The organism is Peribacillus sp. SRI_006 (assembly GCF_057586375.1).
Map to the genome: position 1 here is coordinate 186696 of NZ_JBYCZT010000010.1, position 24670 is coordinate 211365.

Below are 24670 nucleotides of genomic sequence, written 5' to 3' on the forward strand. Positions count from 1 at the left end.
ATTATTTTGAATGAAAAGAGGTAAACTCCATGACTATTAAAAAAGCGGATATTGTCCTTTCCAGTGATGCTATTTTCACAGGGCTTACACATGAGCCAACGTCTGGGGCAATAGCTATCTTAGGTGACAAAATTTTGAGTGTAGGTTCAAAAGCAGAGATTGAACCTTTTATAGGAAGTGGTACAAAAGTATTTAACTATGGAAATCAATTGATTATGCCTGGATTTCATGATTTTCATCTCCACATTATGTTCAGTGCACTAAGTTTAACTAGTATTAATTTATTTGAAGCCAGGTCAGCTCAAGAAGTGGCTGCAAAAGTACTGGAGTTTTCTAAAGAATGTCCTGAGGAAGGATGGATTATCGGCATGCAATGGGATGCAGGTTATTGGCATGATAAACAAGAGCCCCATTATAGAATTCTTGACGCTGTCATCCCAGATCGTCCTGTCGTTCTTTTTCATGCCGAAGGTCATTATACATGGGTGAACAGTAAGGCCATGGAATTAGCAGGAGTTACTGAGGAAATACGTGATCCGGATTTTGGTCGCTATGAAAGAGATAAGAATGGTTTACTTACTGGAATTTTATATGAAGAAGCCCAGCAAATCGTTTTAAAAGAGGCATTACGGTTAACACAAAATAAAAAAGAAACGATATTAAAAGAGTTTTTACGATTGTTATCGCAATATGGAATTACTTCTGTAAACGATTTGTTTGCGCCAATAGATGACTTCCTTCAAGACTATGATCTTTTTGAGAAATTGGATAAGCAAGGAGAATTAACGACTAGATTTCATATCACTCCTGAATTGGATGGCAATTTGGACAAAGCTCAAATACTGAGAAATAAATATGTATCAAAGAAACTGCAATTCTCAGGATTAAAGCAATTCGTTGATGGAACAGTCACGGGCCATACCGCTTACTTCCTGAAACCTTACTCCGATCAATTGGATATTTGCGGTCATCCAGCTCTAGATACAGAAGTATTGATCGATCGAGTTGTTAAAGCGGATGAACTCGGATTTAGAATCAGGTTTCACGCTATTGGAGATGCGGCAATTCGTTTAGCTTTAGACGCTTTTGAAGAAGCTGTACGCAAGAATGGAAAAAGAGACTCAAGGCATACAGTCGAGCATATTGAAGTAATTGATTCGGATGACATTGAACGTTTTTCAAAACTGGGGGTCATTGCCTCGATGCAGCCTGATCACATGGCTGCTTCATCAAGAGAGGTATATTCTTCAATAATAGGTCCTGAAAGGGAAAAAATTGTGTTCCTGACGAAGTCGCTATTAAATACAGGTGCATCTTTAGCTTTAGGAACAGACTTTCCGGTTTCCATCTCATTAAATCCAATGCGGCAAATATATACTGCGATTACTAGAGTGGATAGTAGCGGAAATCCACAAAACACATGGCATCCTGAACAAAAACTCACTTTGGCAGAGGCATTGCAAGCATATACATATGGCTCAGCCCATGGATGTTTCAGGGAGCACGAGCTAGGTACATTAGAAGAGGGGAAACTTGCTGACCTTGTGGTTTTAGACAGAAATCTATTTGATATTCCAGAAAGTGAAGTGCTCGAAACTAAAGTGGAACTAACAATAAACGATGGGAAAGTTATGTATAAAAGCGAAGAAACTTCTTTATCAAGCATATTCTAATTCTTATCTTTTAGAGAAAGAACCATGTTCCAAGGTGTTAAATATTTAGTTTAAAAAAGGAAATGAGTTTATAATGAAATTAACTGACGTTGGATAGTTTGGAGGCTCATTATGACAAAAAATGAAATAAAAAACATTTCCTTATCACTTTTTACCAAGTACGGATACGAGGGAACTGCTTTATCTGAAATTGCCAAGAGGGTAGGTATACAAAAACCCTCAATCTATAACCATTTCAAAAATAAGGATGACCTTTTCTTGTGTCTGTTTGAAGAAATCCTGGAAGAGCATATACACCAGGTCGAACAATTTGTCGAAGAGATAAATACACTCTCTTCTGAAGAAAAGCTAAAGCACATCCTTCTAGATACTTGTAACTATTATAAAAACCATGAAGATAAAGCAACATTTTTAAAGAGGGCAATGATTTTCCCGCCGGAGCATTTGAAGCACATCTTAAATGAAAGTTTCCTTAGATCTGAAGAATCATTTTCCGCTATCTTACATGCTATCTTTGTCGAAGGAATAGACAAAAAAGAAATACGCCAAGGGAAAATCGAGAATTTAATCATGTCCTATTTCTGTTTGATTGATGGGATATTCATGGAATTTTCTTATTATGGTAAAGAGAATATGGAACCTAGAATTCAAAATATATGGGAAAATTTTTGGTATGGACTAAGTGGATGATACGTTAGAAAAGTTCATGCTCTAAAAACGATCAAATCGGACTACTTATCTGCTCATTCCGATTAAGTCAGTGAGGGGCTGTACAGTGATTCGTTGATTGGAACGTAGGGAACTCGCTTCTCACGGGCGGTCTCCGGGAAGCCTCCTCGGCGCCTATGCGCCTGTGGGGTCTCCCCCTGGACACGCTTCTCCCGCAGGAGTCTCGCGCCTAAAATCGAAGTCTCTTCCAATATCCTGAAATTGGTAAAGTCCCATCAAACATATAAAAGATAACTTTACGATTACTAAAATGGTCAGTTGTTCTTTCTCAGTCAACGCAACTTATGATAAACTGATATTATCAGAATTTTCCAAATAACGGAACGTTCATTGTTCCGTTTAAAGGGCCAGTTTAATTGAACAAGGAATTGGCATGACAACTTGGTTAGTTATCTAAAACACGTCGCAAATGAATGTTGACCAAAGGGATTATCTATTAAAGGGATTAAATTGGAGGGAATGGAAAATGGATGTAAAGACCCTTTTATTACAACAATGGGCAAGCTGCTTAGATGAAGAAGACTGGTTTCCACCACTTGAAAAAGTGCTAGAGGATATTACTTTTGAACAGGCAATTTGGAAACCAGCTGATGGTGCAATGAATTCCATTTGGGAATTAGTTTGTCATTTACTTTTCTATGAAAAGAGATTTCTGATGCGGTTTCTTGGTGAAACAGAGAATGAACCACAGGCAGAAAATAATGACTCTACATTTCGACTACCAACTGAGACGTTAGAAAATTGGAAAGAAACAAAACAAGAATACTTTTATGTTCATCGCGAACTTGGAAAAGTACTAGCAAAATCAGATCACGAAGATTTGTATAGACAGGTCCCGGGAGAAGATAATTCATTAGTGCTTGAATTGAAGAGTTTAGCCATGCACGACGCATATCATATTGGGCAAATTGTATTCCTTAGTAAAATGCAAGGAGCTTGGCCAGAGAAACGCAGCTTTTAAAAAAGCTTCATTAGCTTTACAATGATTCGATTATAGGGAGCTTTAATGAATAAGAACGGGAACGTCCAAATCGGACGTTCCCGTATTTTTTCCTACTTTTTTTTAGAGAAGAAGCCCTCATTGGATGGAAGAAATATGCGACACCCCTGCCGAATACTGGCTAGCCGAGACCCCACAGACGCATGCGTCGAGGAGGCTTGGCAGACTGTCGGCGGAAAGGGAGCGGATTTCTGAAATCAGCTGGAACGTTTTTGAGGGTTAGTAAATCTGATCGTTGATTTCCACTCCAGGCACTCGCTTACCGCGGGCGGTCCGCCCTCGGCAAGGCCTGCGGGGTCTCCCTTGGCCACGCTTTTCCCTCAGGAGTCTCGTACCTTACGTTCCAATCAACTGGAACGTTTTTTTAAATAAAAACTGCAGGCTGGTCTATTCCGAACCAAGTTTAGTTTATTCTTTAAATTTTTCTCCTGTACTCCTCATTGGATGGAAGAAATATGCGACACCCCTGCCGAATACTGGCTAGCCGAGACCCCACAGACGCATGCGTCGAGGAGGCTTGGCAGACTGTCGGCGGAAAGGGAGCGGATTTCTGAAATCAACTCGAATTTGCCTGTAAGTAAACTCACAATTCCTTTGTCTTAATCCTTTTGATTAACTCTTCAAACCAAGATATTGTGTGATCTGTCCTGGTCGAAAAATAACCCTCTAAAAATTCACGAATATTCTCGTTGCCTTTAGGTTCTGGCTCGAAATTCCCAAGCTGCTCCCAAATAGCCTTGATGGACTTTACTTTTCTTTCTAATATATCTACTACTTTATCCCGGTCCACATACTTGATGTTGGCTAAACCGACAATCATATCCTTGATTTCATCCGCATTTTCAAATAATTTATAGATTTTTTTTGGTAGTTCTTCGCGACCCTTATCCGTAATCGCAAATACCTGTTTATCAGGCCGATGTTCTTCTTTTATCACTTCGACTGGCTCGACTAAACCTTGTTTCACCAATGATTCAAAATGGTAGTACAGTTTACTTTCCGTTAATCCGCCCAGGCGATCCAATGGAATAGGTTCTGAAAGCTGCTTTTTTAATTTATAAGGATAATTTTTATCCTCCATCAGCTTGCTCAATATAAAAATTTGAATAGACATTTTCTACGCTCCTTTAAGAAGTATTATCTCCTTATTGTAGCAAAACCTAAGCTGTGATTTCTGCCGCTTTCTTTTCAACTTCTGTTTCAGAAACTTGTACTGGCATCGGTTTGTGTAAAAACGCGACAATAGCCATGTTAATTAACATTGCAGCGGCGCCTACCGCAGCCATTGACCAAATATACGGACTTGGACTGATGCTGCCAAATAGGTTTGCAAAGTATGCTTGCACAGAGTAATACATCGGTGAAATGTGGCTCATCCATTCATATGGTGCGTGCATCATATCACGTGTGATGGTGGCACCATTCGCTATTGTTTGCATTAATAAAATCGGTAAGTTTAAAATCATGCCGCCTTCACCAAATAAGAAGATTAAAATCGCGGTGAAATTAAAACATACCATATAGTTCAGTATTTGTTGACCTACTATACCGAAGAATAGGTCACCGCTTGGCTTGTCAATTAAATAGGCTACACCTACAGCGATGATTGATGAAACCACGGCAATCAATAATGCAGCCATTTGCACATAAGCGAATAACCGTGTTTTGCTTGCTTTTCCCCGGCTGGCTCTAAATGCACCTACTAATTGCATGGCCCCGATCATTGCCCCTACATAACCGGCCATTGTTAAGAACATCGGCAGCATATTATGATTCATGCCATCGGGTATTTCATTGATTGTAACGACATTTCCTACATAGGACTTCTCAATCTTTTCCGCTAATTCAGCAGCTTGCTTTTCTGGTACATTAAAGTTCATCAATACGCCCTGAGCTGTTTGTTGCGAGAATTGTGTGCTTAACTGATTGTTAATTTCAGTTACGACAGAATTCATGGTTGAAGAAACGACTGTTGCCCCTGCCTCATTGATTGTAAAGTCGATGCTTGATGACGCTTCACCTTTTTGAATATTTTCAGAGAAGGTTTTTGGGATGTGTACGACTAATGCTAAATCATTGTGCTCCAAATCTTTTAAGGCTTGTTTATTTGTTATATCCGTCTCGATTTCTTTAAAGGGTAAATTTTCTTGTAAATTTTCGGCGATCATTGCCCCATTTTTACCAACATCATCATTGATGATGGCGATAGGTAATTTATCGACATTTCCTGGAATGGCTGTATACCCAGGCAAAAAGATGCCTAGCATGGCAACTGCATAGAAAACCCCCATAAAGATCGCCGCTGTTGCACCTCTTGTTTTTAAGAATGCAGTAAATTTCATATGTTGAATCCATCCTTTTTTGTTTTAAAGTATATTACTCAATTTTAAGTACTCAAGTTATAGTAGTTTAAATGAAGTACTTAGAACTTTATTTTATTTTTTACATAAAGTCAATCGAAAAATTTTATGTTTCTTTATTCAAAAGAAAAACCCCCGACACTTTGGGGATTTGTTATTTAGATTCCTTCGGCAACCTTGTGTGCAAAAAAAATCCTTCTCTGACTAGCATATAGGATCTTGATTTCATTCCATTAAGACACCCATTTTCTCGGTGTTACTAAACGAGTTTAATACTACCTCGACAAAATCCTCCTCTACTGCAGGAGAGTGTCATTTTCACAAATGATGACATTAGTGCAGGCTGTTTTTCATACGATATATTTGGGGTGAAAAAATGCCAAGAGTAAATTATCGAAGTTCAGACGTGGATTTAATGGCAAGGATGATGAGAGCTGAAGCCGAAGGTGAAGGACTGCAAGGAATGTTGTATGTTGGAAATGTAATTGTTAATCGCCTTAAGGCAAATTGTTTAGACTTTAAAGAGTTAAGAACAATTCCACAAGTCATTTTTCATGTACAAGGAGGAAATTATTCTTTTGAAGCTGTTCAAAAAGGGAATGTATTTTATCAAAGAGCGAGAACTGCTGAAAAAAGATTAGCAAAACAGAATTTGGATTATTGGAGGCAACACCCAGGGAAATATGCGCTTTGGTATTTTAATCCATATGCTCCATGCCCACCGACTTGGTACGATCAACCTTTTGCCGGTCAATTTAAAAATCATTGTTATTATGAACCAAAACCTGGAACATGTGAAAGTGTTTATACAGGAGGTTAGGCCGTTATTTCATTTCAAGGAGCTGATTAGCAGCTCCTTTTTTTTAGGCAATAATCGGGCACTCCAATAAGGTTTTTTTGGTAAAATAAAGGGGGAAATGAGTTGTTGTTTGGGGGATTTTTAGTGAAGGCTATAATATTTTATATTGTTGGGGGATTCATTCTCTATATAGTTATTGAAACAGCAGTGAGAAGAGGAATAAACCATTCAAATATTGGTCAATTTCTTGAAAAAAAGTATGGAATGAGGGAGGAAGATAAAAAGTCTTTTCTTGATGATGATTTGGATAATGAAAATAAGACGGATTATTAAAACAAGGGAGGTTGCTGCGGCAACCTTTTTTAGAGTGGAAGTTAATGTACGAACTCTTTTTATAAAATAAATTCAACAAGACAACAATGATAGCTCCAGTTTGTCGGATAGCACACTTATTCAGCATCTTTCCGAGGGCGACGAAATTCGGCGTAGTAGACCTTTCTTTTCTTTGGTTCGGATTCAATATTTTCGATGAATGCTGCTTTGGCTTTCTCCAGTAACAACCCCTTCAATTCCCGAAGCTTCATTGGTCCCACTCCTGGCATCTTATCAGGTATATGTACTTCGAAATCCCCCTGGCGTTTATAAAAGCGGATGCTAGCAAGCCCCGTTCTTTCGGCTTTCCCCAAGGTATATGCAAATTCAAATCGCTGCTGAATGAATGAAGATAACTCAGGCAGCCCTAAACCTTCATAGAGGGGAGGGAATTCATGATAAACGGGAGGTTCTATGAATGATATTGAAGAAATCTTCAAATGGATACTCCTCCTTTGGCGGAATAAAGACATACATACGTTGCCTATATTATTGTGCTCTGGGCCAATTTTTTAAACATCCATACAGCGGTCTTGCTTTCCTGTAACCAGGAACAGTCCAGCTTTTTATTAGGGCTCCTCAGCACTTTTCCTATACTGCAATATCAGCATATAAAACACGATCGTTATAAATTCTATTAAATTAATTGGGTGCAATAGCCATTAATTTTCAGTGTGCACGATGAGGAAAGGAACTTTTCTTTACTTAGGAATCGAAATTATTTAATAAAAAAAGGCTCTTTTCGTAAAGATTGTTGTTTTTAAAACGAAACTATTTAAGGTTGATTGGAGCGGAAGTGCGAGACTCCTGCGGGAGCAGCGGGACAGGTGAGACCCCACAGGCGTTTACGCCGAGGAGGCTCACCGCCCGCCCCGCGGAAAGCGAGCACCTGGAGGGGAAATCAACCACAACTCACTACCTGGTAAATCGCAACAAAGTATGGGAAAACAGCCTAAAAAAAAAGCCAGGAAACCCTGCCTTTATGTCTAATTCGTTAAAGTTATTCCTTGTAAAACATGATCCCATATGGCATTATCACTGGGATTACTGCGAGGAACATGTACAAAGCAAATCCCATCATGGGGCCAGTTCATATCTTTAACTCCTGTTAAACCACCATCTACTGGCTGCATGATCAACAGGGTAAACTTACCCGTTGTAAGTTGAGATAAAATAGATTGTAATTCGATAATATCTTCATAGTTCGCCGTTGACCACTCATATCTGATGAATAATGTATTTTTACTTTGCTGGATTTTTGTAAGGAAATTTTGGATGCGGTGATTCAGCTTATTTTTAAATGCTGGATATTGAACTGTCCAATCTTGATTTGGTATCTTCGGAAAATCATGGACGGAATCTATCTTATAGTGGCTATCATGAATAAAATGTGCTTTTGATGGTTGAGTACCCCCTGGTTCAAGAACAACATTTCCTTCATCAACAAAATGAGCGAGTATATCTTTCTCATGCATATTTTCTAACTCCATATATCCCTCAAATTTATTCTTTAATAATCTATTTACTTCAGGGAGGAAACCAGATTGAACCCAATCCAAAGGAAATGAATTCCTTCTTAAATCATACCTCTTTGTATGGAGGGCAGGTCCGCACCAGCTGCCCAAACCAGCGATCAATTCATAAGATCCTTTTATCTCCGATAACTTCAAATAATCACTCCTCTGCTTTTTAATATTCTATAACAGAGCCAGTCTATTTGATTGGACAATTTATAAATGTGTGTAAATAAGATGTCAACTTAAATAAATAGGTTATAAGGTTTCTACGGAAGCCTTTTTTTCATTGTTGAACAATAGGAGTAAGATACCAAACTTTCCTTCTGCCGAAGGCTAATTTGTAAAGTATTGTACTTAAACTAAAGGGCACTTTATTTTTTAACACCTGGAACTGGTCGGCAATTCCTTTATTTATTGGATCAGCTATTTTAGAACAAATAATGGAAGGGAAATGGGAGCCTTTCTAAACAACACAGTTGCTGGTTGTCTAAATGTTTAGCCGTATGAGTTTTTTAAAAAAGATATGCATGTACGGGGTTCATTTAATAATTATTATATAAAACATAACAAAAAATCACGGTCCCTTTATACGGATATAAAACTCTAGAGTTATTCTTAATTTACATCTAGAGGGAGGGATCCGAAGTTGTCAAAATTTCAGGCGGCCATAACTTCTTTGTTCATCTTGGTATTTATCATCATTTTCGTAACTTATAAAATCACAGCATTCTCATCCAATCATTCCTCAACGAATCATTCCACATCCAACCGCTACATTCAACTACAATTATTAGGCGTTAATGATTTTCACGGCCAACTAAACAAATATCAAATGGTTTCAGGAAACATGGCAGGCGGTGCTGAATACTTGGCTGCCTATTTAAAAAAGTATAAACAAGAAAACCCAAATACATTACTCGTTCATGCTGGCGATATGGTAGGAGGAAGCCCTCCAATCTCTTCTCAATTTCAAGACGAACCCACGATCGAATTTTTAAACCTCCTACATTTTGATGTCGGGACACCTGGAAATCATGAATTGGACGAAGGCGTAAATGAAATGAAACGTCTTATTCATGGGGGATTCAATAAAAAAACAGGGTATTTTCAAGGTGCCAATACTGCTTACAGTTCTGCAAATATCATCGACAGAAAGTCGGGCATTCCCTTGTTACCACCGTATGTTATTAAACAAATGGATGGAATTGATATTGGATTCATCGGTGTGGTCACAAAAGAGACCAACATGTATGTGTCTCCTGAAAATCGAAAAGAAGTAGAAATTACGGATGAAGTTTCAGCTATTAACCGAACCGTAAAGCTTTTAAAGGAAAAAGGGATCAAAGTGATTGTTGTACTGGCACATGATTCAGCTAAATCAGAAAAGGCAGGAGCAAATTCCACGGGGGCTTTAGTGGAGATGGCTCCAAAAATCGATGATGAGGTCGATGTCATTTTTGCGGGTCACAGCCATGAATATGCCAATACGGTTGCAGCCGGTAAACTGATCGTTCAAGCTTACTCTAATGGGAAAGCCTTTTCTCAAGTAAAGCTTGAAATTGACCCGTATTCTAAAATGATTGTTAAGAAACAAGCAAAGATCATTGCCACTTCACATCATCATATAAAACCGGATGAAGAAACGGTCGCCCTTCTAAATAAATATAGAAAAAGATTGGGGAGCAATTTTAATCAGGTAATAGGGGAAATGCCGGAAGAAATCAGACGAAATCAAGATGCAAACGGTGAATCGCCATTAGCGAAAATGATTGCAGAATCTGAGCGCGAAGCCATGGGGGTAGATATAGCTTTTGTCCATCAAGGCGAAATGCGGAAAAGTTTAAAAAAAGGGAAGATCACTGTAGAAGACCTTTATACAAACGTGCCTATGGGGCATAATGTCAGTAAGTTAATTTTAACGGGTGACCAGATAAAACTTGCTTTAGAGCAGCAGTGGGCGAAAGATTATGAAAATAGGTTACAAACGGTTGGCTTAACGTATGATTGGGAAGCCAAAGCTCCAATTGGCAGCCGCGTCGTTGTGCTGAAAGACAAGAAGGGTCAAGAGATTCAGCCAAGCACCGAATATGAAGTAGCGGTTAGTGATTATTTAGCTTCAGGCGGTGATAACTTCACTGCATTTGAACAAGGCAGACTCGTAGAATCCGGTCCGCAAGTTGTCACTGCACTTATACGTCATATCCAACAGAAGTATCCCTCCCATTCATTGAAAGAATGAAGGGGAAACATAACGGGTGCGTTTCTGTATTAAGCAGGAACGCCTTTTCCCTAATGTAAGCAGGTTAGTCCAATTTGCCTTCATCCTAGGGGAAATATAGTAATGAACTAGAGGGGCAGTATAGTTGAAGAAGGAACTTGAAATGTAAATCTCGAATATCTAATGTAATCGGATAGATGAAAATTGGATGACAGACAGGAGTTAGATACGATGATAAAAGGTTTTGGAGGAATATTTTGGAGAACTAAGAATCTTGAATCTGTAAAAAAGTGGTACAGTGAAGTGCTGAAGCTTGAAATAGAAAATTGGAATGGGACTGTGATAAAACCGCAATTAGGAAATGAGACGATCTTTTCTTTCTTTACCGAGAATGACAGTTATTTTCCAACAGAACAACAAGTGATGTTAAATTTCGAAGTACATAATCTAAACGAGACTATTAAGCATCTTGAACATATTGGTGTACCTCTTGCAAAGAAAAAAGAGATTAGTGAATTTGGAAAGTTCATTTGGATTGAAGATCCTGAAGGTCGACTGATCGAGCTCTGGGAGAAATAACGAGTTGTCATTCACTTGAAAGGAGTTCTACTAGATGACCGAACAGCTAATTGTAAGGGATGAGATACTCATTGAAGCAAATTCTCAGAAAGTCTGGGAAGTGCTTACTAAACCCAAGTACGTTGCAGAATGGGATGAACTACCAGAAAATTATCCTAATGAAGATATGACCGAGGGAAGTAAGGTGATTTGGGAGCTTCCTAATGGTGGGTCACTAAAATCATTAGAGCAGTTGTACAGAAAGAATTAAAAATCGCTTTGAACGTTTCAAATTGGGAAGTAAAGCCGAATGAAGGTGATGTCGCATATAAAATTATCAATTAAAAGAAAAAGGCGATAGTACTCTGCTAAAAATCGAGATTGGTGATTTCTCCCTGATTATAGACGGAAAAATGTATTATGATGCATCTTTGGAATTTGCATCTGATTCTAAACAAATAATTAAGAAGTTATCCGAAAATCTTGGCTGAATATTTATTATAATGATTGAGACACACCTGGATTTCCTTCATGAACACACGGGTGCTTTAATTCATAAGGAGTTGCTTCGGCAGCTCTTTTTCTTATGGAGCTAAAGGCAGAATAGTTCAACAAGGGTATACGTATATATGGTAAAGTTATACAAGTAAAGCGGAAATTGGAGGAAATGAGATTGGGAGACTTAAATATTCTTTTATCTTTTGGTGCAGGGATACTATCTTTTATATCTCCTTGCTGTTTACCCTTATACCCGGCGTTTTTATCTTATATTACAGGATTATCGATAAGTGAATTAAAAGAAGATAATAAAAAATTAAACCGCAAACCAATGCTTCATACCTTATTTTTTTTGATCGGTTTTTCTATTATCTTTGTAATATTAGGGTTATCCACTTCTGTTATTTACGATCTATTTTATGAATATATTGATTTAATTAGACAAGTAGGGGCAATTTTGATAATTATTTTTGGTTTAATGATTGTTGGGGTTTTTCAACCTAAATTCTTGATGATGGACAGAAAAATAAATTTTAAAAATCGCCCATCTGGTTATATAGGTTCTATTTTAATTGGGATAGGATATGCTGCTGGTTGGACTCCTTGCATTGGTCCCATATTAGGTGCCATCGTAACCCTTGGTTTATCGACTGGACAAGGTTTATTATATATGATTGCTTATATTCTTGGGTTTTCCATACCTTTCTTAACAATGTCATTTTTTATAGGGAAATCAGGATGGATAAAAAAATATAACCACAAAATTACTCAATTTGGTGGCTATATAACAATTATTATGGGGATTGTCTTATTTTTTGATTGGATGACCAAGATTACAACTTTTTTAACAAATAATGTATTTGGTGGCTTTACGGGTTTCTAATGCTTATAGAACTAACAAGTGCTTTACTTCAATAAGGGAGGTTGCCAATGAATTATTTGTATACTTTTAATTACTTTTAATGAAATAATATGTAAATATGGAAATAATACTTAAAAAATAAAATCGTATAACAAAAAAAGATAACATTTTAAGCCTTATTTTAATTGGTTATCCTCCATGCTTTTAGTTGAAAAAATTACATTTTCAGTAAAATTAAGTTGAGTTATAAGATAATGTTTACAAGGGGAAAAAATGAAAAATTCAAAGTTGGATTACAACCTGATTACACTTTTACTTTTACTATTTATAACAAGTTGTATAGCTATATTAAATGCTCAAGATTTTGGTCAATATGAAGGGAATTTTTTATTTAGACAAATAACCTGGTATATCGTGGGGATCGGGATAATTGCTGGAATTATGTATTTAGATTCTGAACAGATCTTTCGCTTGAATTGGTTTATATACTCATTTAGCATCATTCTATTAATCGCCTTAATATTGGCACCTGAATCAATAGCTCGTGAAATAAATGGAGCCAAAAGCTGGTTTCAACTTCCGGGAATCGGATCACTGCAACCAGCTGAATTCACAAAAATATCTTTAATAATTTGTTTAAGTTTCTTAGTGCAAAAACATCATGAGAAATATCTAGATAAATCTTTAAAAACAGATTTGTTACTGTTAATTAAGATGGGAGTTGCTACAGCTCTTCCTATACTTTTAATTATGCTACAACCAGATTTAGGTACGTCTTTAGTATTAATATGTATTTTTACAGGGATTTTTATTATTTCGGGGATATCATGGAAAATTATCAGTGTTATTTTTATTATCATTTCCTTAATTTCTGGCATTCTTATATACTTAGTCTTTTTTAACCCTGAAATGCTTCAATCAATGGGTTTCGCAACCTATCAATTAGGAAGAATTTATGCTTGGATCGATCCAGAATCTTATGCATCAGGTGAAGGCTATAATCTGACCAAAGCATTATTAGCCATTGGTTCAGGAGGGGTATATGGTTATCTGGAAAAGGGTATATATGTTCCAGAAGCACATACGGATTTTATATTTAGCGTTATTTCTTCTAAATATGGTTTCTTTGGAGCTAGTATTTTAGTAACAATTTATTTTCTCCTTATTTCGAGTATAGTGAAGTTGGCTCTAGACGTAAAAAATAGTTTTGAATCTTACATATGCACCGGTGTTACTTCCATGATTTTTTTCCATGTTTTTGAGAATATCGGGATGAATATAGGCCTAGTACCCATAACAGGAATACCATTACCTTTTATAAGTTATGGAGGAAGCTCATTAATTGGTAATATGTTAGCGATGGGGTTAGTCTTTTCAATAAGCTATCGAAAAAAAACCTTTATGTTTGATTAAGATGGCTAAAAATTCCAGGATTAATTCTAGATATGTTTTTATTAAGAAAGCTATTTATTAGACGGTAAAACCGTCTTTTTTTTATGTCTCAATCTTTGTCAACTCAATAAAGTCTTATGTAACTAAAGGGACAGGTTAGTTGAAGTAGGTATTTTATAATTGAAAATTGAATAATTAGTTACATACACAAAAAATATAAAAGTTTTAGACTTTGAGTTAAATAATATAATGGAGGAATTAAATTGAGTGAACTTAAACTAATTAATACTTACAAAAACGAGCTTCAAAATTACTCTTTGGAACAGCTAAGATATAAATCTGAAGAAACGGTTTGGTCTATTGGGCAAATGTATGACCATTTAATCCTTGTTGCCCATGAGTATCTAGATAATATGGATACATGTTTCACCTTAAATGATGAACAACCCCTTGGGAAAACGGAGTTTGGTAAGCATTTATATAAGATTGGAGGGTTTCCGCCAATTAAAATTAAATTACCGGATGAACTAAATACTCCACCTAATAATTCAGATAGCAAGGATGATCTTATCAGCAGAATGGATCAAGTAATTCTAAGGTTAAGCCAATGGGCATCGAAAGTCGATAATATAAACCCAAATTATAAAGTCGAGCATGGAGGGTTCGGATGGCTAAATGCAAGGGAATGGTATGATTTGGTTGGTATGCATTTTCGTCATCACTTGCGCCAAAAAGATGAGTTAGAACAAAGGCTTGTTAAGTGACGGGTGATTAAGGATAGGATTGTTTTGGCGAGCCTGTTTTCTTATTCAAATAACGGGTGCGTTAGCTCAAAATCGGAACTGTCTTTAAGACAGCTTTTTTTATGCAACTAACGGGGCAGGATAGTTGCATAAGAAATAACCTACCATCCTTAGGTACGTCTTTATGTGCTTCACTGTTAATCATTTGGTAACAACTTTTGATTTGCATAGATCATCTTGTTCATTTAACCTGCTTCATCTATAGTAGATGGATATAAAAGGTGTAGAGGTGAAGAGATGTCATTGCGGCTATTACGGTATTTTATTTTTTTTCTTGGATTAACTTTCTTTGGATTAGGGAATGCGATTGCGGTGAATGTTCAATCCTTGGGGCTCCATCCTTGGGAGGTTTTAAACGTCGCCCTGTTCGAGAGGTTCGGTTTCACAATTGGAACGTGGAGTGTCATGTGTGGTTTAGTACTTGTGTTGATCGTCTTTGTCGTGGATAGGAAGTATATTAATATTGGTACATTTCTAAATGCCTTGTCAATTGGCCCGATCATGGATTTCTTTTTGCATCTCAACATTCTTCCTCATGAAACGGAGCATTGGTGGTTGAATATACTCATATTGTTGACGGGTATCATCATAACCGGAATTGGCGGAGGGATATATGTGGCTGCGGGAATTGGGGCAGGTCCCAGGGATGGTTTCATGCTTTCCGTTTCGGAAAAAACCGGATTATCGGTCAGTTGGGCAAGAATCGTAGTCGAGAGCATCGTCTTGATTATCGGTTTCATCCTTGGAGGCCCAGTATTTATTATGACGTTTGCATATACCTTTATTCAAAGCCCGGTCTTTCAGTTTTCCATGAAGCTGATGCGTTCCTTTATCGTTAGTTTGGAGAAGAAGCGTAAGGGACAATTTGAGGTTCCGTTATAATGGGAAGGAGTATGTCCTTTGGTCACCTCTTTTCGTGCTCTATTCCACTAACGGGTACATTACCTGGACTTACAGTGTGTTTGATGATAATTTATTTAAACGCTTTTAACACATATAGCACCGACCATTTGTGACGGTGCTATAATAAAGTTTTTTTAAATGATTGTTTGAAAGAATAGAACATTTTGTTTGTACTAAAGGATCCTATTCTTTCTTTCATTTTGAATAATTCGTTTGAACGAATTTATTGTAGCGAAATGCATGCCTTCATGATATAAACAATAACTGAGAAATTTTTCAACTGTTAATAATGTGAGACCTGTTGAAGTAGTAAACGGCTTCTCTATAACTTCTTTTAACCGAAATTCCAATTTTTGTTCGATCTGTACACTTGTTTCTCCAGTGATTGTATAGTTCGCTAATCATTGGTTGTACTTTTTCTCCCCAATTGGTTGGTTTAGTACCAGTAATGATTAAATCGAAAATGTCTTTCTGTATTGTAATTCTTTCATTAATACTATTAAAAACGAACTTTTCTTGTACAACAAATATATGTCCTAGATTTCATTTAATATTATTAGTGAATCCTTCAGGAATGAAAAGTGATGACTCGTCATTAATTTCGGATACGCAACTAATTGTATTTTCTCGAACAAATCTCAATTGTTTAAAGATGTAGTTTTTCTTTTTTTATGCTTATATGAGTTCACTTTGGAGAAAATGATTGTTTATTTATATTCTCGGCTTCTGCAAGAATATTTTTAATTAATATTTCAACGGTTTGACTTTTTGCTAATCTTGGACTCTGTCCAGACCAGAGTGACATGAAATCCTGATTATTTTGTCCACTGCACGTTTTTCTAATTACTTGAGTTAAAAGGTTTTGAACAGGAAAATCGGGTACAGCCAATTCATGCTCTAGCATATCTTCAATAAATTTGTTTTTAATACCTCTTGCCCATTTACCAGAAAAGGCACGAGTAAAGGTTGTCTGGTCTTCATCAGCATTCAAAATGGCTTCTTTATGTACCTTATGTGCTCCACTTTCGATACAAGTCAAGAAAGCTGTACCCATTTGTATACCTTGTGCTCCTAAGCAGAGTGAAGCCATTAATCCTCTTCCATCCATAATTCCTCCAGCAGCAATAACAGGTATGCTTACATTGTCAACAACCTGCGGAATAAGTGACATTAAACCTACTAGGCTCTCCTGATGACCATCAATAAAGTTCCCGCGGTGCCCGCCAGCTTCACTGCCCTGTATAACAACCATATCCATTCCTGCTTTTTCATTTTCAACGGCTTCCCTCACAGTTGTAGCTGTCCCTATAAGAGTAATGTTGTGCTGTTTTAATTTATCCATCACTTCCTTAGGAGGAATACCAAATGTAAAGGAACAAATAGATACATTCTCTTCAATGACAACGTTAACTTGTTCAATAAAGCTTTCAAAAATTTTGTTATATTCAGGAATATCAAAGCTGTCTGTTTGTTCTAAGTTTAATTGCTTACGGATAGTGTGTAATAGCTGGTTAGCTGATTGGACTGCTTCAGGGGTTACGTTAAATTCGTTTGGCACGAAAAGATTGATGCCAAAAGGGTTTGATGTTAACTGCTTAATTTCTCTAATCTGCTCTCTTGATTGTATGGGTGTCTGATAGCCTGCTCCAATCATTCCAAGTCCCCCAGAATTGGATACCTCGGCTACTAAATTCGAAGTGGTGATCCCGCCAGCCATAGGAGCTTGTATAATGGGATTCTTAATCTTCAAATGCTTCATCATTTCATTATTTAACATCAATTAATCCCCCGATTTTGTATTTTATCCCAATTAATTCTCTTTTATTTTTTGTATTGGACGGCTGAATTTCTTATGTTAGGGTTGTTCTCGAAATGAATTCCACTTAAAAGCAAAATTGCCCCAAAGAAGACAACACATGCTGCGCCAATAAAAGCAGCATTAAAATCATGTGTGAATGATGATAAGACTCCAGCAAGAGTTGGTCCTATCAACTGTCCTAAAGCATAAATAGCAGAAAGAATGCCAATAGTCCGACTGCTATCAGATGGAGTCATTTCCCGACCCAATGTTGTAGCCAGGGTGGTGATACCCATAAACGTGGCTCCAAATAATAAGGCACTAATGACAAAACTAGTTTTTGACATCCAAAAGGCTGGCATCGCAATACCCAAGGATTGCAGAGCCATTGCAAGCACTAAAGATTTAATATATCCCCATTTCTTAGCTAGTAAAGACCAAATGAGACAGGATGGAATCGCAGCCAATCCCACCATCATCCAAACTAAGGTGGCACCATTATGAAAGTATGAGGTCTTTTCAGCGATGGATACGATAAACGTTCCTGTAACAATGTAGCCCAATCCTTCTAAACCATACGCAATAATCAACCATATAAGCCATTTAGTGGGGGGCACTTTTACAATCATATCTTGTTTATTTTTCTTCTTAACAACGTTGGGGGTTTCATCGAGCCAGATCCATACAAAGATAGCAAGGATTCCACTCACAACAGCTAGTCCTATCCAAGTTCCTTCCCACCGAAATAAATGGTTTAAACTCGGAATCATTAGACTGGATAAAAAGATTCCCAAACCTACTCCCCCATAAAACAACCCCGACCAACTGCTTTTTCTTATAGCCGCAAGTTTATCTAACACGATACCAGAGGCTAAGACCAAAACAAACGCACTGGCAAACCCTGATAGAAAGCGAAGTACATTCCATAGTAAATTAGAGAATGTGAGACCCATTAGGGCAGTGGTTAAGGTACTGATGATAAGACTTACTCTTAATAAATTGGTTCTATACTTCTTAAACGGAATGGCACCAGCTAAAATTGCTCCAAGTAAATATCCTGCGTAATTACTAGATGCTATATAACCAGCTGTTGTATTTGATAAAGAAAGGTCTTTTTGCATAAGTGGAAGAATGGGAGTATATGCAAATCTTCCAATCCCCATTGCAATGATTAAAGAAAATATTCCCCCTATTAAAAAAAGATAAGTTTGCTTCTTCATAGATGCACCTCAAAAAAATTGTATATTATAACCATATCTTAGTTAGTTATAATGAACCTGTTAGAAACTGTGCTTCTCCTTGCCCAAAACTCCAATCAGCATCGCTGTTTTCTGTTATAGAAACCATCAAGTCCTGTGGAGAAATCCCACATTCTGATTCAAGTTTAAGTGCAAGGAGTGTGTATAATGTTTCTTTCTGTTTTTCAGTTCTTTTTTTACTAACAATACTAATAATTACTAAGTCTCTGCTCCTTTTAAACCCCAGTCCAGTATCCTCGATTATTAGCTCATGCGGTGGGTGCTGATGAACTATTTGATAACGATCACTTTCAGGCACTTGGAAAGCTTCCACCATCGCACGATGAGCTGAATCCAATAATTTTTTAAGAGTTTCCTCGTTTCTTCCTTCTACTAAGTCAAAACGTAATAATGGCATTTTTGTGTGTCTCCCCTCAAAAAGTAATGATGTCTTTAGAGTATCCAGTTAATTGTAGGATATTATAAGCATATCTTTTCTTTGCTATATGGTATAATACATAAAAATGATATTTGGTATCACTTTTAACGATGGCTAAAAGGTATATCAACTAAGGAGAGATCATTTTGGATTTGCATACATTAAAAATTTTCCAGAGTGTTGCTAAGATGGGGAGTATTTCTCAAGCAGCAAGGGAACTTCAATATGCACAGTCAAATATCACGATGAAAATACAGCAGTTGGAATCGGATCTTCAAACAACTCTTTTTTATAGACATAATCGTGGCACTGCATTAACTGACAAAGGAAGCATGTTGCTAACATATACAGAAAAAATATTCGATCTTATTGAAGAGACCAAAAATATGATGAATGATGATCAAACACCTAGAGGTCCGTTAATTATTGGTTCAATGGAAACAACCGCAGCAGTTCGCTTACCAGTCTTATTTTCTAAGTATCATAGAGACTTTCCAGAGGTTGATTTAACTTTAAAAACAGGTTCTACAGAACAAAATATTCAAGCAGTTCTTCAGAATGAACTTGATGGAGCATTTGTATCTGGCCCTATTAATCATCCTGATCTCATTCAGAAAGAAGTATTCGAAGAGGAACTAATGCTTATTACAGATACAGTTCATCCTCCAATATCTTCTTCTATCAAAGAAATTCAAACAAGGACGGTGCTTGTATTTCATTCAGGATGTGCTTATCGTGAAAAGTTTGAACAATGGTTATACCAAGAGAAGATGATACCCAATAAGTTAATGGAATTTGGCACTATAGATGGAATCATCGGTTGTGTAGCAGCTGGTCTAGGTATAAGTATGCTTCCACAAAGTGTGATTACAAAGCATGTACAAGACGGAATCATTAGACAACATTCAATTCCGGATCTATACGGAAAAGTCAAAACAGTATTCATTTATCGAAAAGATAAGTATGTACCTGCGTCTTTAATTAAATTTATCAATATGTTAAGTGCAGAGGAGGAATTGTTAGATATTAAAATTTAATTTAAGTGGATAGATATTTTCTTCAATTTACAAAGATTGTGAAGGAATGTACTTAAAGTGCGTTCGTTCTATAAAAGGCTGCCAATTGGCGGCTTTTTTTACAAAACAAAAAAGGAGCTATATAGCTCCTGGTAATTTCAGCCCTTGTTATAAATATCAAAAGGACGATGTCAACTTCCGTCATAATAAACATAGGCACAAATTGATCCCATTTCTCTTGCCAATCCGTTTGCTTCATTTCAAATTCAGTTACCCATCTGTTCGCCGCACTCAACAGGAGCCTATATAAATATTTCCATCAAGATAGTTTAAGGTGTGAATAGATAGTTTAATATAAATGGAGGATTAAACCGTCACGTTGATGATGGACTTTCTGTCTGAAAGATGTAAAATATAGGTTTGATTGAAGTTCATCTTATTTACATAATGGAGCATAATGAAGGTTTAAGTGATAATACAATCAGGAGGAATTTTTCAATGGCTTTGTCCGAAATGAATAGTAATTTGTTTAGAATGATTAATAATCTAGGTAAACAATACACGGATTTAAATCCTTTCTTTGTATTCATCGCTGAGTACATGATTTTTTTCTTAGTATTGGCAGTCCTGATGTTTTTGTTTTCTCGAAGTAATAAAAATAGAATCATGGTAATCTGTGCATTTATTGCATTAGTTATCTCGGAAATATTGGCGAAAATAGCAGGGCAATTCCACTCGAATTACCAACCTTTTGCTGAGTTGCCCAACGTTAATAAGTTAGTTGAAAAAGCAGTCAATAATTCATTTCCAAGCGACCATACGATCATATTTTTTTCATTTTGCATAACCTTCTGGTTGTTCAAAAGGGGTTGGGGATTTTTATGGGGAATTTTGGCCGTTCTTGTAGGCATTTCGCGAATTTGGGTAGGTGTCCATTATCCAGCAGATGTTCTTGTCGGAGCCATCATCAGTATCGTTTCAGCGATGATCGTTTACAAAATTGTTCTTAAGTTAAGTCTGACCAAGAAATTTTTGAGAAATCAAGGGGTGGGCGAACAATCCATTCTATCTGCCCTATCCAAACAAAAGAAAGGTCAGTCAAAGGACTATTAAAAAAGGGTTAAATAATATACAAATTAGCGGACCGTATCGGTCATTGCTTCACTTGCATTTGTTGTTTTAAGTCTTGTTTCAAGAACCGAACGGAGCAGGACAAAAAATATGTATTTATCAAAAGCTGATTTACTTCTTGAAATGTAATAATGATTAAACAGTAAGTTTTAAACAACGGTTTTTCAAATAAAAGGTCGAAAGTATAACAAAAGGTTGCTAAGGCAGCCTTTTTTTCTTATGGCACAAAAGGGGCAGGTTAGTTGAATTAAGGGAAAAAAGAATGCAATAGTTTTCATTTTACCTAAAAGCTGTAAGTCATTATAACTAAGCATTTAAATTACATAAATAATGACATGACTCTAGGCTATTTTTCATACAATATTTTTGAGGTGGAAAAATGACAAGAGCAAAATACACAAGTTCAGACGTTGACTTAATGGCAAGGATGATGAGAGCAGAAGCCGAAGGTGAAGGAAGACTAGGAATGTTATTTGTTGGAAATGTAATTGTGAATCGTCTTGTAGCTAATTGTTTAGACTTTAAAGGTTTAAGAACAATTCCACAAGTCATTTATCAAGTACAAGGAGGAAATTATTCTTTTGAAGCTGTTCAAAAAGGGAATGTATTTTATCAAAGAGCGAGAGGTATTGAAAGAAGATTAGCAGAACAGAATTTGAAGCACTGGAGACAGCATCCGGCTAGATATGCTCTTTGGTATTTTAATCCATATGCTCCATGCCCTCCAACATGGTATGATCAACCACATACTGGTCAATTTAAAGACCATTGTTTTTATGAACCAAAGCCTGGAACATGTGATAGTGTTTATAGTGGTTAAGCTTACTCTTTGAGTAAGCTTTTTTACATATATAAAATATTTATACAAAATAGAACTTTTAGTAATAGTGTTATCTAAAAAAGTAAGATTGTGAATTATTGTACTTAAGCTAATGGGTGTGTTAGCTGATGTTCGGAGCTGTCTCTAAGACAGCTTTTTCTTTATGGAACTAACGGGGCAGGTTAGATTAGGTACATTTCTTCGCAAAAAAGGCTGCCAATTGGCGGCCTTTTGAAAATACGATTCTTAGCATTATCATACGTTCGCATTAAAGTAAAAACTACCTGTTTGTGTACACCGTTTATTCGTACTGTGACACAATCGTTATGTATTTCTCGGGTTTGTGTCTACCCTCAAACGGCATCGCTTCTGGAATAATTTTTTTAATGTAGCAAATTCTATTCATAACGTGTTGTTGGGGCCCCTTAGCAACAATTCTGGTGACCCGTGACAATTGGAATACTTGGCGTGTTTTAAATCCTAAAAAATCAGACCATACTATCTATAAGAGGTGAATTTACTTAAATGAATTTCCCTGAAATACATACAAACTTTTGGGACGCCGTGATAGCAATACCTGTTATAATGCTCCTAACTCAAATAATTAAAGTTTACTTTAATGTTTCAAAAAAAATTGTACCTTCCATAGCACTCGCACTTGGCCTGATGATTTCCATTTTCATTAGTCATAGGCACAACTTAGTAGCAGGTATCTTTATGGGTTGGTTTTATGGTTATGCTGCGATTGGAAATTATGCTGCCCTAAAAACGACCATAATAGCTTATAGAAATAAAGAATAAGACTACTTTCCCACAATAAGCTGTTTGAATAAAATGTCTTAAACTTAAATAAATGTCCATTTTCAGGCCATCCTTTTAAAGGATGGTTTTTAGCTTTGAAAATTGTTGCACAATTTATGCCAACTCCGCGAAAGGTTTTATAGAACTATCAGGGAAAGACAATTGGAATGGTAAATATGGTAAAATAATGTAGTGGGTGGTGACGATATTGAAAAAGTATCTTGTGTTTTTAATTAGTTTCGTAATGATATATATGGTATTTCAAATAGGATCAGGTTTGATTCTTACTGATTCTTATACTCCCGATTTTTCTTCGATAGAGGGTAATTTAAGTCAAGAAGTAGTGTTTGGTAAGACTTCAATTCCATTACTGGTAACATTGCTAACTGCTACATTAGCTTATTTTCTTTCTCAAACGAAATTTAGAATCTCAAAAAATTAAATAAATAACGGGTACGTTAGCTTAAGATCGGAGCTGTCTTTAAGGCAGCTTTTTTATTTATGGAACTAAAGGGGCTGTTTAGATAAACAAAGGTTTGGATTTTTATGGTAGTATTTTTAAGGGGGGGAAGATTTTAATGAAGAATCTAAACCAAAAATTTCTCTTATTTTTCAAGGTGGGACAACAATCACTAAAATAAGCCCGGGGGGTTAAAAAATATGAAACAATTGGGGACGCTATACTTTTTCTGTGGAAAAATGGGCGCAGGAAAATCAACTAAATCAAAACAATTGGCAATAGATAAACATGCGGTACTGTTGTCTGAGGATGAATGGCTTTCATCTCTTTATCCCGATCAGATCGCATCATTTGAGGACTATCTAAAATACTCAGCGCAGCTCAAGCCGTTGGTGAAAAAGCATGTCCAAAACATATTAAGTGTCGGTACAGATGTAGTGATGGATTTTCCAGCTAACACTCAAAAACTGCGAAAGTGGTTTTTGGATATGGCGTCAGAGGCCAATGCAAACCATCAACTAATTTTCCTTAATCTAAATAACGAGCAATGCTTACGTCAAATTGCACAAAGGCGTAACGAACAACCCGAAAGAGCAGCTTTTGACACGGAAGCGGTTTTTATTCATGTTAATAAATTTTTTGAAGCACCAGAAGCATCCGAAGGTTTAAATATTTTAGAGTTTAGTGGAAAGGAATAACAAGGAGTTCAACACAGCGTTAAATGAGATGATTCGTGTGTAAAGAGTACCTTCTGTTCTTGGAGGTACTCTTTATGATATAAAATGAAATGGTGAGTAGGAAAAGTTTTAATATATATATTAAAATCGATTTAACTTTGTGAAGTGGTACACTTCTCGTTACCCCGTTTAAAGTTACCCGTAATTTTAGCTAACAATAACTGTAGTTTTGTTATATTATCTTCAACTTCATTGATTCTTTCTATAAGACGCAGAGCCTCCCTATCCTTTAAAAATTTAATTTGTTTACCTTTGTAATAGATTACTACTGTTCCTTTTTGCGTTATTCGATAAGTAAATGGTTCTTCACTTAATCTGTTTCGCTTGTCTATATCGCTCACTGCACCGTCTCCCATTCACAGTCTGTGTCAAATCTGCGATAAGTCTTATAGAACTAACGGGTGTTCGTTAATTAGTGAGCTGTGATGATCGGCCCTTTTCTTACAGGATAGTTTGAATAAGATATGAGTATTCAGCATAATTCTTATTTCAAAATAGATATATATCCGTTTCAGATTTATTCATTAATTCATATCCTATTAAGAC

General features: G+C 36.5%; 26 protein-coding genes. 18 read left to right on the forward strand and 8 right to left on the reverse strand.

The annotated features are described in order from the left end of the window. Window positions 1-29 precede the first annotated feature (29 nt). The 3 genes from AC2YHV_RS16300 to AC2YHV_RS16310 all read left to right on the forward strand — a co-directional run bounded on the left by AC2YHV_RS16300 (window position 30) and on the right by AC2YHV_RS16310 (window position 3363). Complete coding sequence (locus tag AC2YHV_RS16300; RefSeq protein WP_487373615.1) at window positions 30-1673, forward strand: amidohydrolase; 1644 nt, start codon at window positions 30-32, stop codon at window positions 1671-1673. A 111-nt stretch (window positions 1674-1784) separates the two neighbouring features. Next, window positions 1785-2363, forward strand: coding sequence for a TetR/AcrR family transcriptional regulator (locus tag AC2YHV_RS16305; RefSeq protein ID WP_063574937.1), 579 nt, complete (start codon window positions 1785-1787; stop codon window positions 2361-2363). Window positions 2364-2868: 505 nt separating this feature from the next. Continuing rightward, window positions 2869-3363 (forward strand): DinB family protein, encoded by a 495-nt coding sequence (locus AC2YHV_RS16310; RefSeq protein WP_487373616.1) that lies wholly within the window; start codon window positions 2869-2871, stop codon window positions 3361-3363. Window positions 3364-3985: 622 nt separating this feature from the next. On the opposite strand, the gene AC2YHV_RS16315 is transcribed toward AC2YHV_RS16310, so the two are convergent. Together AC2YHV_RS16315 and AC2YHV_RS16320 are read right to left on the reverse strand one after the other, a co-directional pair. Continuing rightward, on the reverse strand, window positions 3986-4516 hold the full coding sequence (locus tag AC2YHV_RS16315; protein WP_034310865.1) for a PadR family transcriptional regulator: 531 nt from the start codon (window positions 4514-4516) through the stop codon (window positions 3986-3988). A 46-nt stretch (window positions 4517-4562) separates the two neighbouring features. Continuing rightward, complete coding sequence (locus tag AC2YHV_RS16320; protein WP_487373617.1) at window positions 4563-5744, reverse strand: YhgE/Pip domain-containing protein; 1182 nt, start codon at window positions 5742-5744, stop codon at window positions 4563-4565. 394 nt (window positions 5745-6138) lie between these two features. Between AC2YHV_RS16320 and AC2YHV_RS16325 the strand changes: the two genes are divergently transcribed. Both AC2YHV_RS16325 and AC2YHV_RS16330 read left to right on the forward strand, forming a co-directional pair. Beyond that, complete coding sequence (locus tag AC2YHV_RS16325) at window positions 6139-6582, forward strand: cell wall hydrolase (RefSeq protein ID WP_096341135.1); 444 nt, start codon at window positions 6139-6141, stop codon at window positions 6580-6582. A 105-nt stretch (window positions 6583-6687) separates the two neighbouring features. After that, a complete protein-coding gene (locus AC2YHV_RS16330) occupies window positions 6688-6894 on the forward strand; it encodes a hypothetical protein (RefSeq protein WP_487373618.1) in 207 nt (68 codons plus the stop codon). A gap of 116 nt (window positions 6895-7010) precedes the next feature. Here AC2YHV_RS16330 and AC2YHV_RS16335 read toward each other — a convergent pair whose 3' ends face one another. Then, the gene (locus AC2YHV_RS16335) at window positions 7011-7373 is read right to left on the reverse strand and encodes a hypothetical protein (RefSeq protein ID WP_063574941.1); all 363 of its coding nucleotides are present in this window, start codon (window positions 7371-7373) and stop codon (window positions 7011-7013) included. A gap of 546 nt (window positions 7374-7919) precedes the next feature. Then, on the reverse strand, window positions 7920-8603 hold the full coding sequence (locus tag AC2YHV_RS16340; RefSeq protein ID WP_487373619.1) for a DUF1796 family putative cysteine peptidase: 684 nt from the start codon (window positions 8601-8603) through the stop codon (window positions 7920-7922). Window positions 8604-9096: 493 nt separating this feature from the next. On the opposite strand from AC2YHV_RS16340, the gene AC2YHV_RS16345 reads away from it, so the two are divergent. The 7 genes from AC2YHV_RS16345 to AC2YHV_RS16375 all read left to right on the forward strand — a co-directional run bounded on the left by AC2YHV_RS16345 (window position 9097) and on the right by AC2YHV_RS16375 (window position 15663). Next, window positions 9097-10689, forward strand: coding sequence for a bifunctional metallophosphatase/5'-nucleotidase (locus AC2YHV_RS16345; RefSeq protein ID WP_487373620.1), 1593 nt, complete (start codon window positions 9097-9099; stop codon window positions 10687-10689). Window positions 10690-10899: 210 nt separating this feature from the next. Beyond that, complete coding sequence (locus AC2YHV_RS16350) at window positions 10900-11247, forward strand: VOC family protein (protein ID WP_034310877.1); 348 nt, start codon at window positions 10900-10902, stop codon at window positions 11245-11247. Window positions 11248-11281: 34 nt separating this feature from the next. After that, window positions 11282-11497, forward strand: coding sequence for a hypothetical protein (locus tag AC2YHV_RS16355; protein WP_487373621.1), 216 nt, complete (start codon window positions 11282-11284; stop codon window positions 11495-11497). A gap of 402 nt (window positions 11498-11899) precedes the next feature. Continuing rightward, complete coding sequence (locus AC2YHV_RS16360) at window positions 11900-12607, forward strand: cytochrome c biogenesis CcdA family protein (protein WP_057279194.1); 708 nt, start codon at window positions 11900-11902, stop codon at window positions 12605-12607. 252 nt (window positions 12608-12859) lie between these two features. After that, the gene (locus tag AC2YHV_RS16365; RefSeq protein WP_487373622.1) at window positions 12860-13999 is read left to right on the forward strand and encodes an FtsW/RodA/SpoVE family cell cycle protein; all 1140 of its coding nucleotides are present in this window, start codon (window positions 12860-12862) and stop codon (window positions 13997-13999) included. 242 nt (window positions 14000-14241) lie between these two features. Beyond that, window positions 14242-14742, forward strand: coding sequence for a DinB family protein (locus AC2YHV_RS16370; RefSeq protein ID WP_096341167.1), 501 nt, complete (start codon window positions 14242-14244; stop codon window positions 14740-14742). Window positions 14743-15018: 276 nt separating this feature from the next. Continuing rightward, window positions 15019-15663, forward strand: coding sequence for a YczE/YyaS/YitT family protein (locus AC2YHV_RS16375; RefSeq protein ID WP_268938310.1), 645 nt, complete (start codon window positions 15019-15021; stop codon window positions 15661-15663). Window positions 15664-16369: 706 nt separating this feature from the next. Here the strand turns inward: AC2YHV_RS16375 and AC2YHV_RS16380 are convergent. The 3 genes from AC2YHV_RS16380 to AC2YHV_RS16390 are packed head-to-tail and all read right to left on the reverse strand — an operon-like array spanning window position 16370 to window position 19138. Beyond that, on the reverse strand, window positions 16370-17461 hold the full coding sequence (locus AC2YHV_RS16380; RefSeq protein WP_328119221.1) for an NAD(P)H-dependent flavin oxidoreductase: 1092 nt from the start codon (window positions 17459-17461) through the stop codon (window positions 16370-16372). Between the two features lie 44 nt (window positions 17462-17505). Beyond that, window positions 17506-18702, reverse strand: coding sequence for a YbfB/YjiJ family MFS transporter (locus AC2YHV_RS16385; protein ID WP_487373623.1), 1197 nt, complete (start codon window positions 18700-18702; stop codon window positions 17506-17508). Window positions 18703-18748: 46 nt separating this feature from the next. After that, window positions 18749-19138: a tautomerase family protein gene (locus AC2YHV_RS16390; RefSeq protein WP_034304408.1), complete on the reverse strand. Its 390-nt coding sequence runs from the start codon at window positions 19136-19138 to the stop codon at window positions 18749-18751. 167 nt (window positions 19139-19305) lie between these two features. Here AC2YHV_RS16390 and AC2YHV_RS16395 point away from each other — a divergent pair, with 167 nt between their 5' ends. The 6 genes from AC2YHV_RS16395 to AC2YHV_RS16420 all read left to right on the forward strand — a co-directional run bounded on the left by AC2YHV_RS16395 (window position 19306) and on the right by AC2YHV_RS16420 (window position 24085). Then, window positions 19306-20196, forward strand: coding sequence for a LysR family transcriptional regulator (locus AC2YHV_RS16395; protein WP_487373624.1), 891 nt, complete (start codon window positions 19306-19308; stop codon window positions 20194-20196). Between the two features lie 477 nt (window positions 20197-20673). Continuing rightward, window positions 20674-21288, forward strand: a complete 615-nt coding sequence (locus AC2YHV_RS16400; RefSeq protein ID WP_034310895.1) for an undecaprenyl-diphosphatase — start codon at window positions 20674-20676, stop codon at window positions 21286-21288. A 397-nt stretch (window positions 21289-21685) separates the two neighbouring features. Then, window positions 21686-22126, forward strand: a complete 441-nt coding sequence (locus tag AC2YHV_RS16405; RefSeq protein ID WP_057279073.1) for a cell wall hydrolase — start codon at window positions 21686-21688, stop codon at window positions 22124-22126. A gap of 525 nt (window positions 22127-22651) precedes the next feature. After that, window positions 22652-22927, forward strand: coding sequence for a hypothetical protein (locus AC2YHV_RS16410; RefSeq protein ID WP_268564883.1), 276 nt, complete (start codon window positions 22652-22654; stop codon window positions 22925-22927). Between the two features lie 208 nt (window positions 22928-23135). Next, window positions 23136-23369, forward strand: a complete 234-nt coding sequence (locus AC2YHV_RS16415; protein WP_487373625.1) for a hypothetical protein — start codon at window positions 23136-23138, stop codon at window positions 23367-23369. A gap of 218 nt (window positions 23370-23587) precedes the next feature. Next, window positions 23588-24085, forward strand: coding sequence for a P-loop nucleotide/nucleoside kinase family protein (locus tag AC2YHV_RS16420; RefSeq protein WP_487373626.1), 498 nt, complete (start codon window positions 23588-23590; stop codon window positions 24083-24085). A 131-nt stretch (window positions 24086-24216) separates the two neighbouring features. Here the strand turns inward: AC2YHV_RS16420 and AC2YHV_RS16425 are convergent, their stop codons facing one another. After that, window positions 24217-24465 carry a hypothetical protein gene (locus AC2YHV_RS16425; RefSeq protein ID WP_487373627.1) on the reverse strand — a complete coding sequence of 83 codons (249 nt, stop codon included), beginning with the start codon at window positions 24463-24465 and terminating at the stop codon, window positions 24217-24219. Between the last annotated feature and the right edge of the window lie 205 nt (window positions 24466-24670).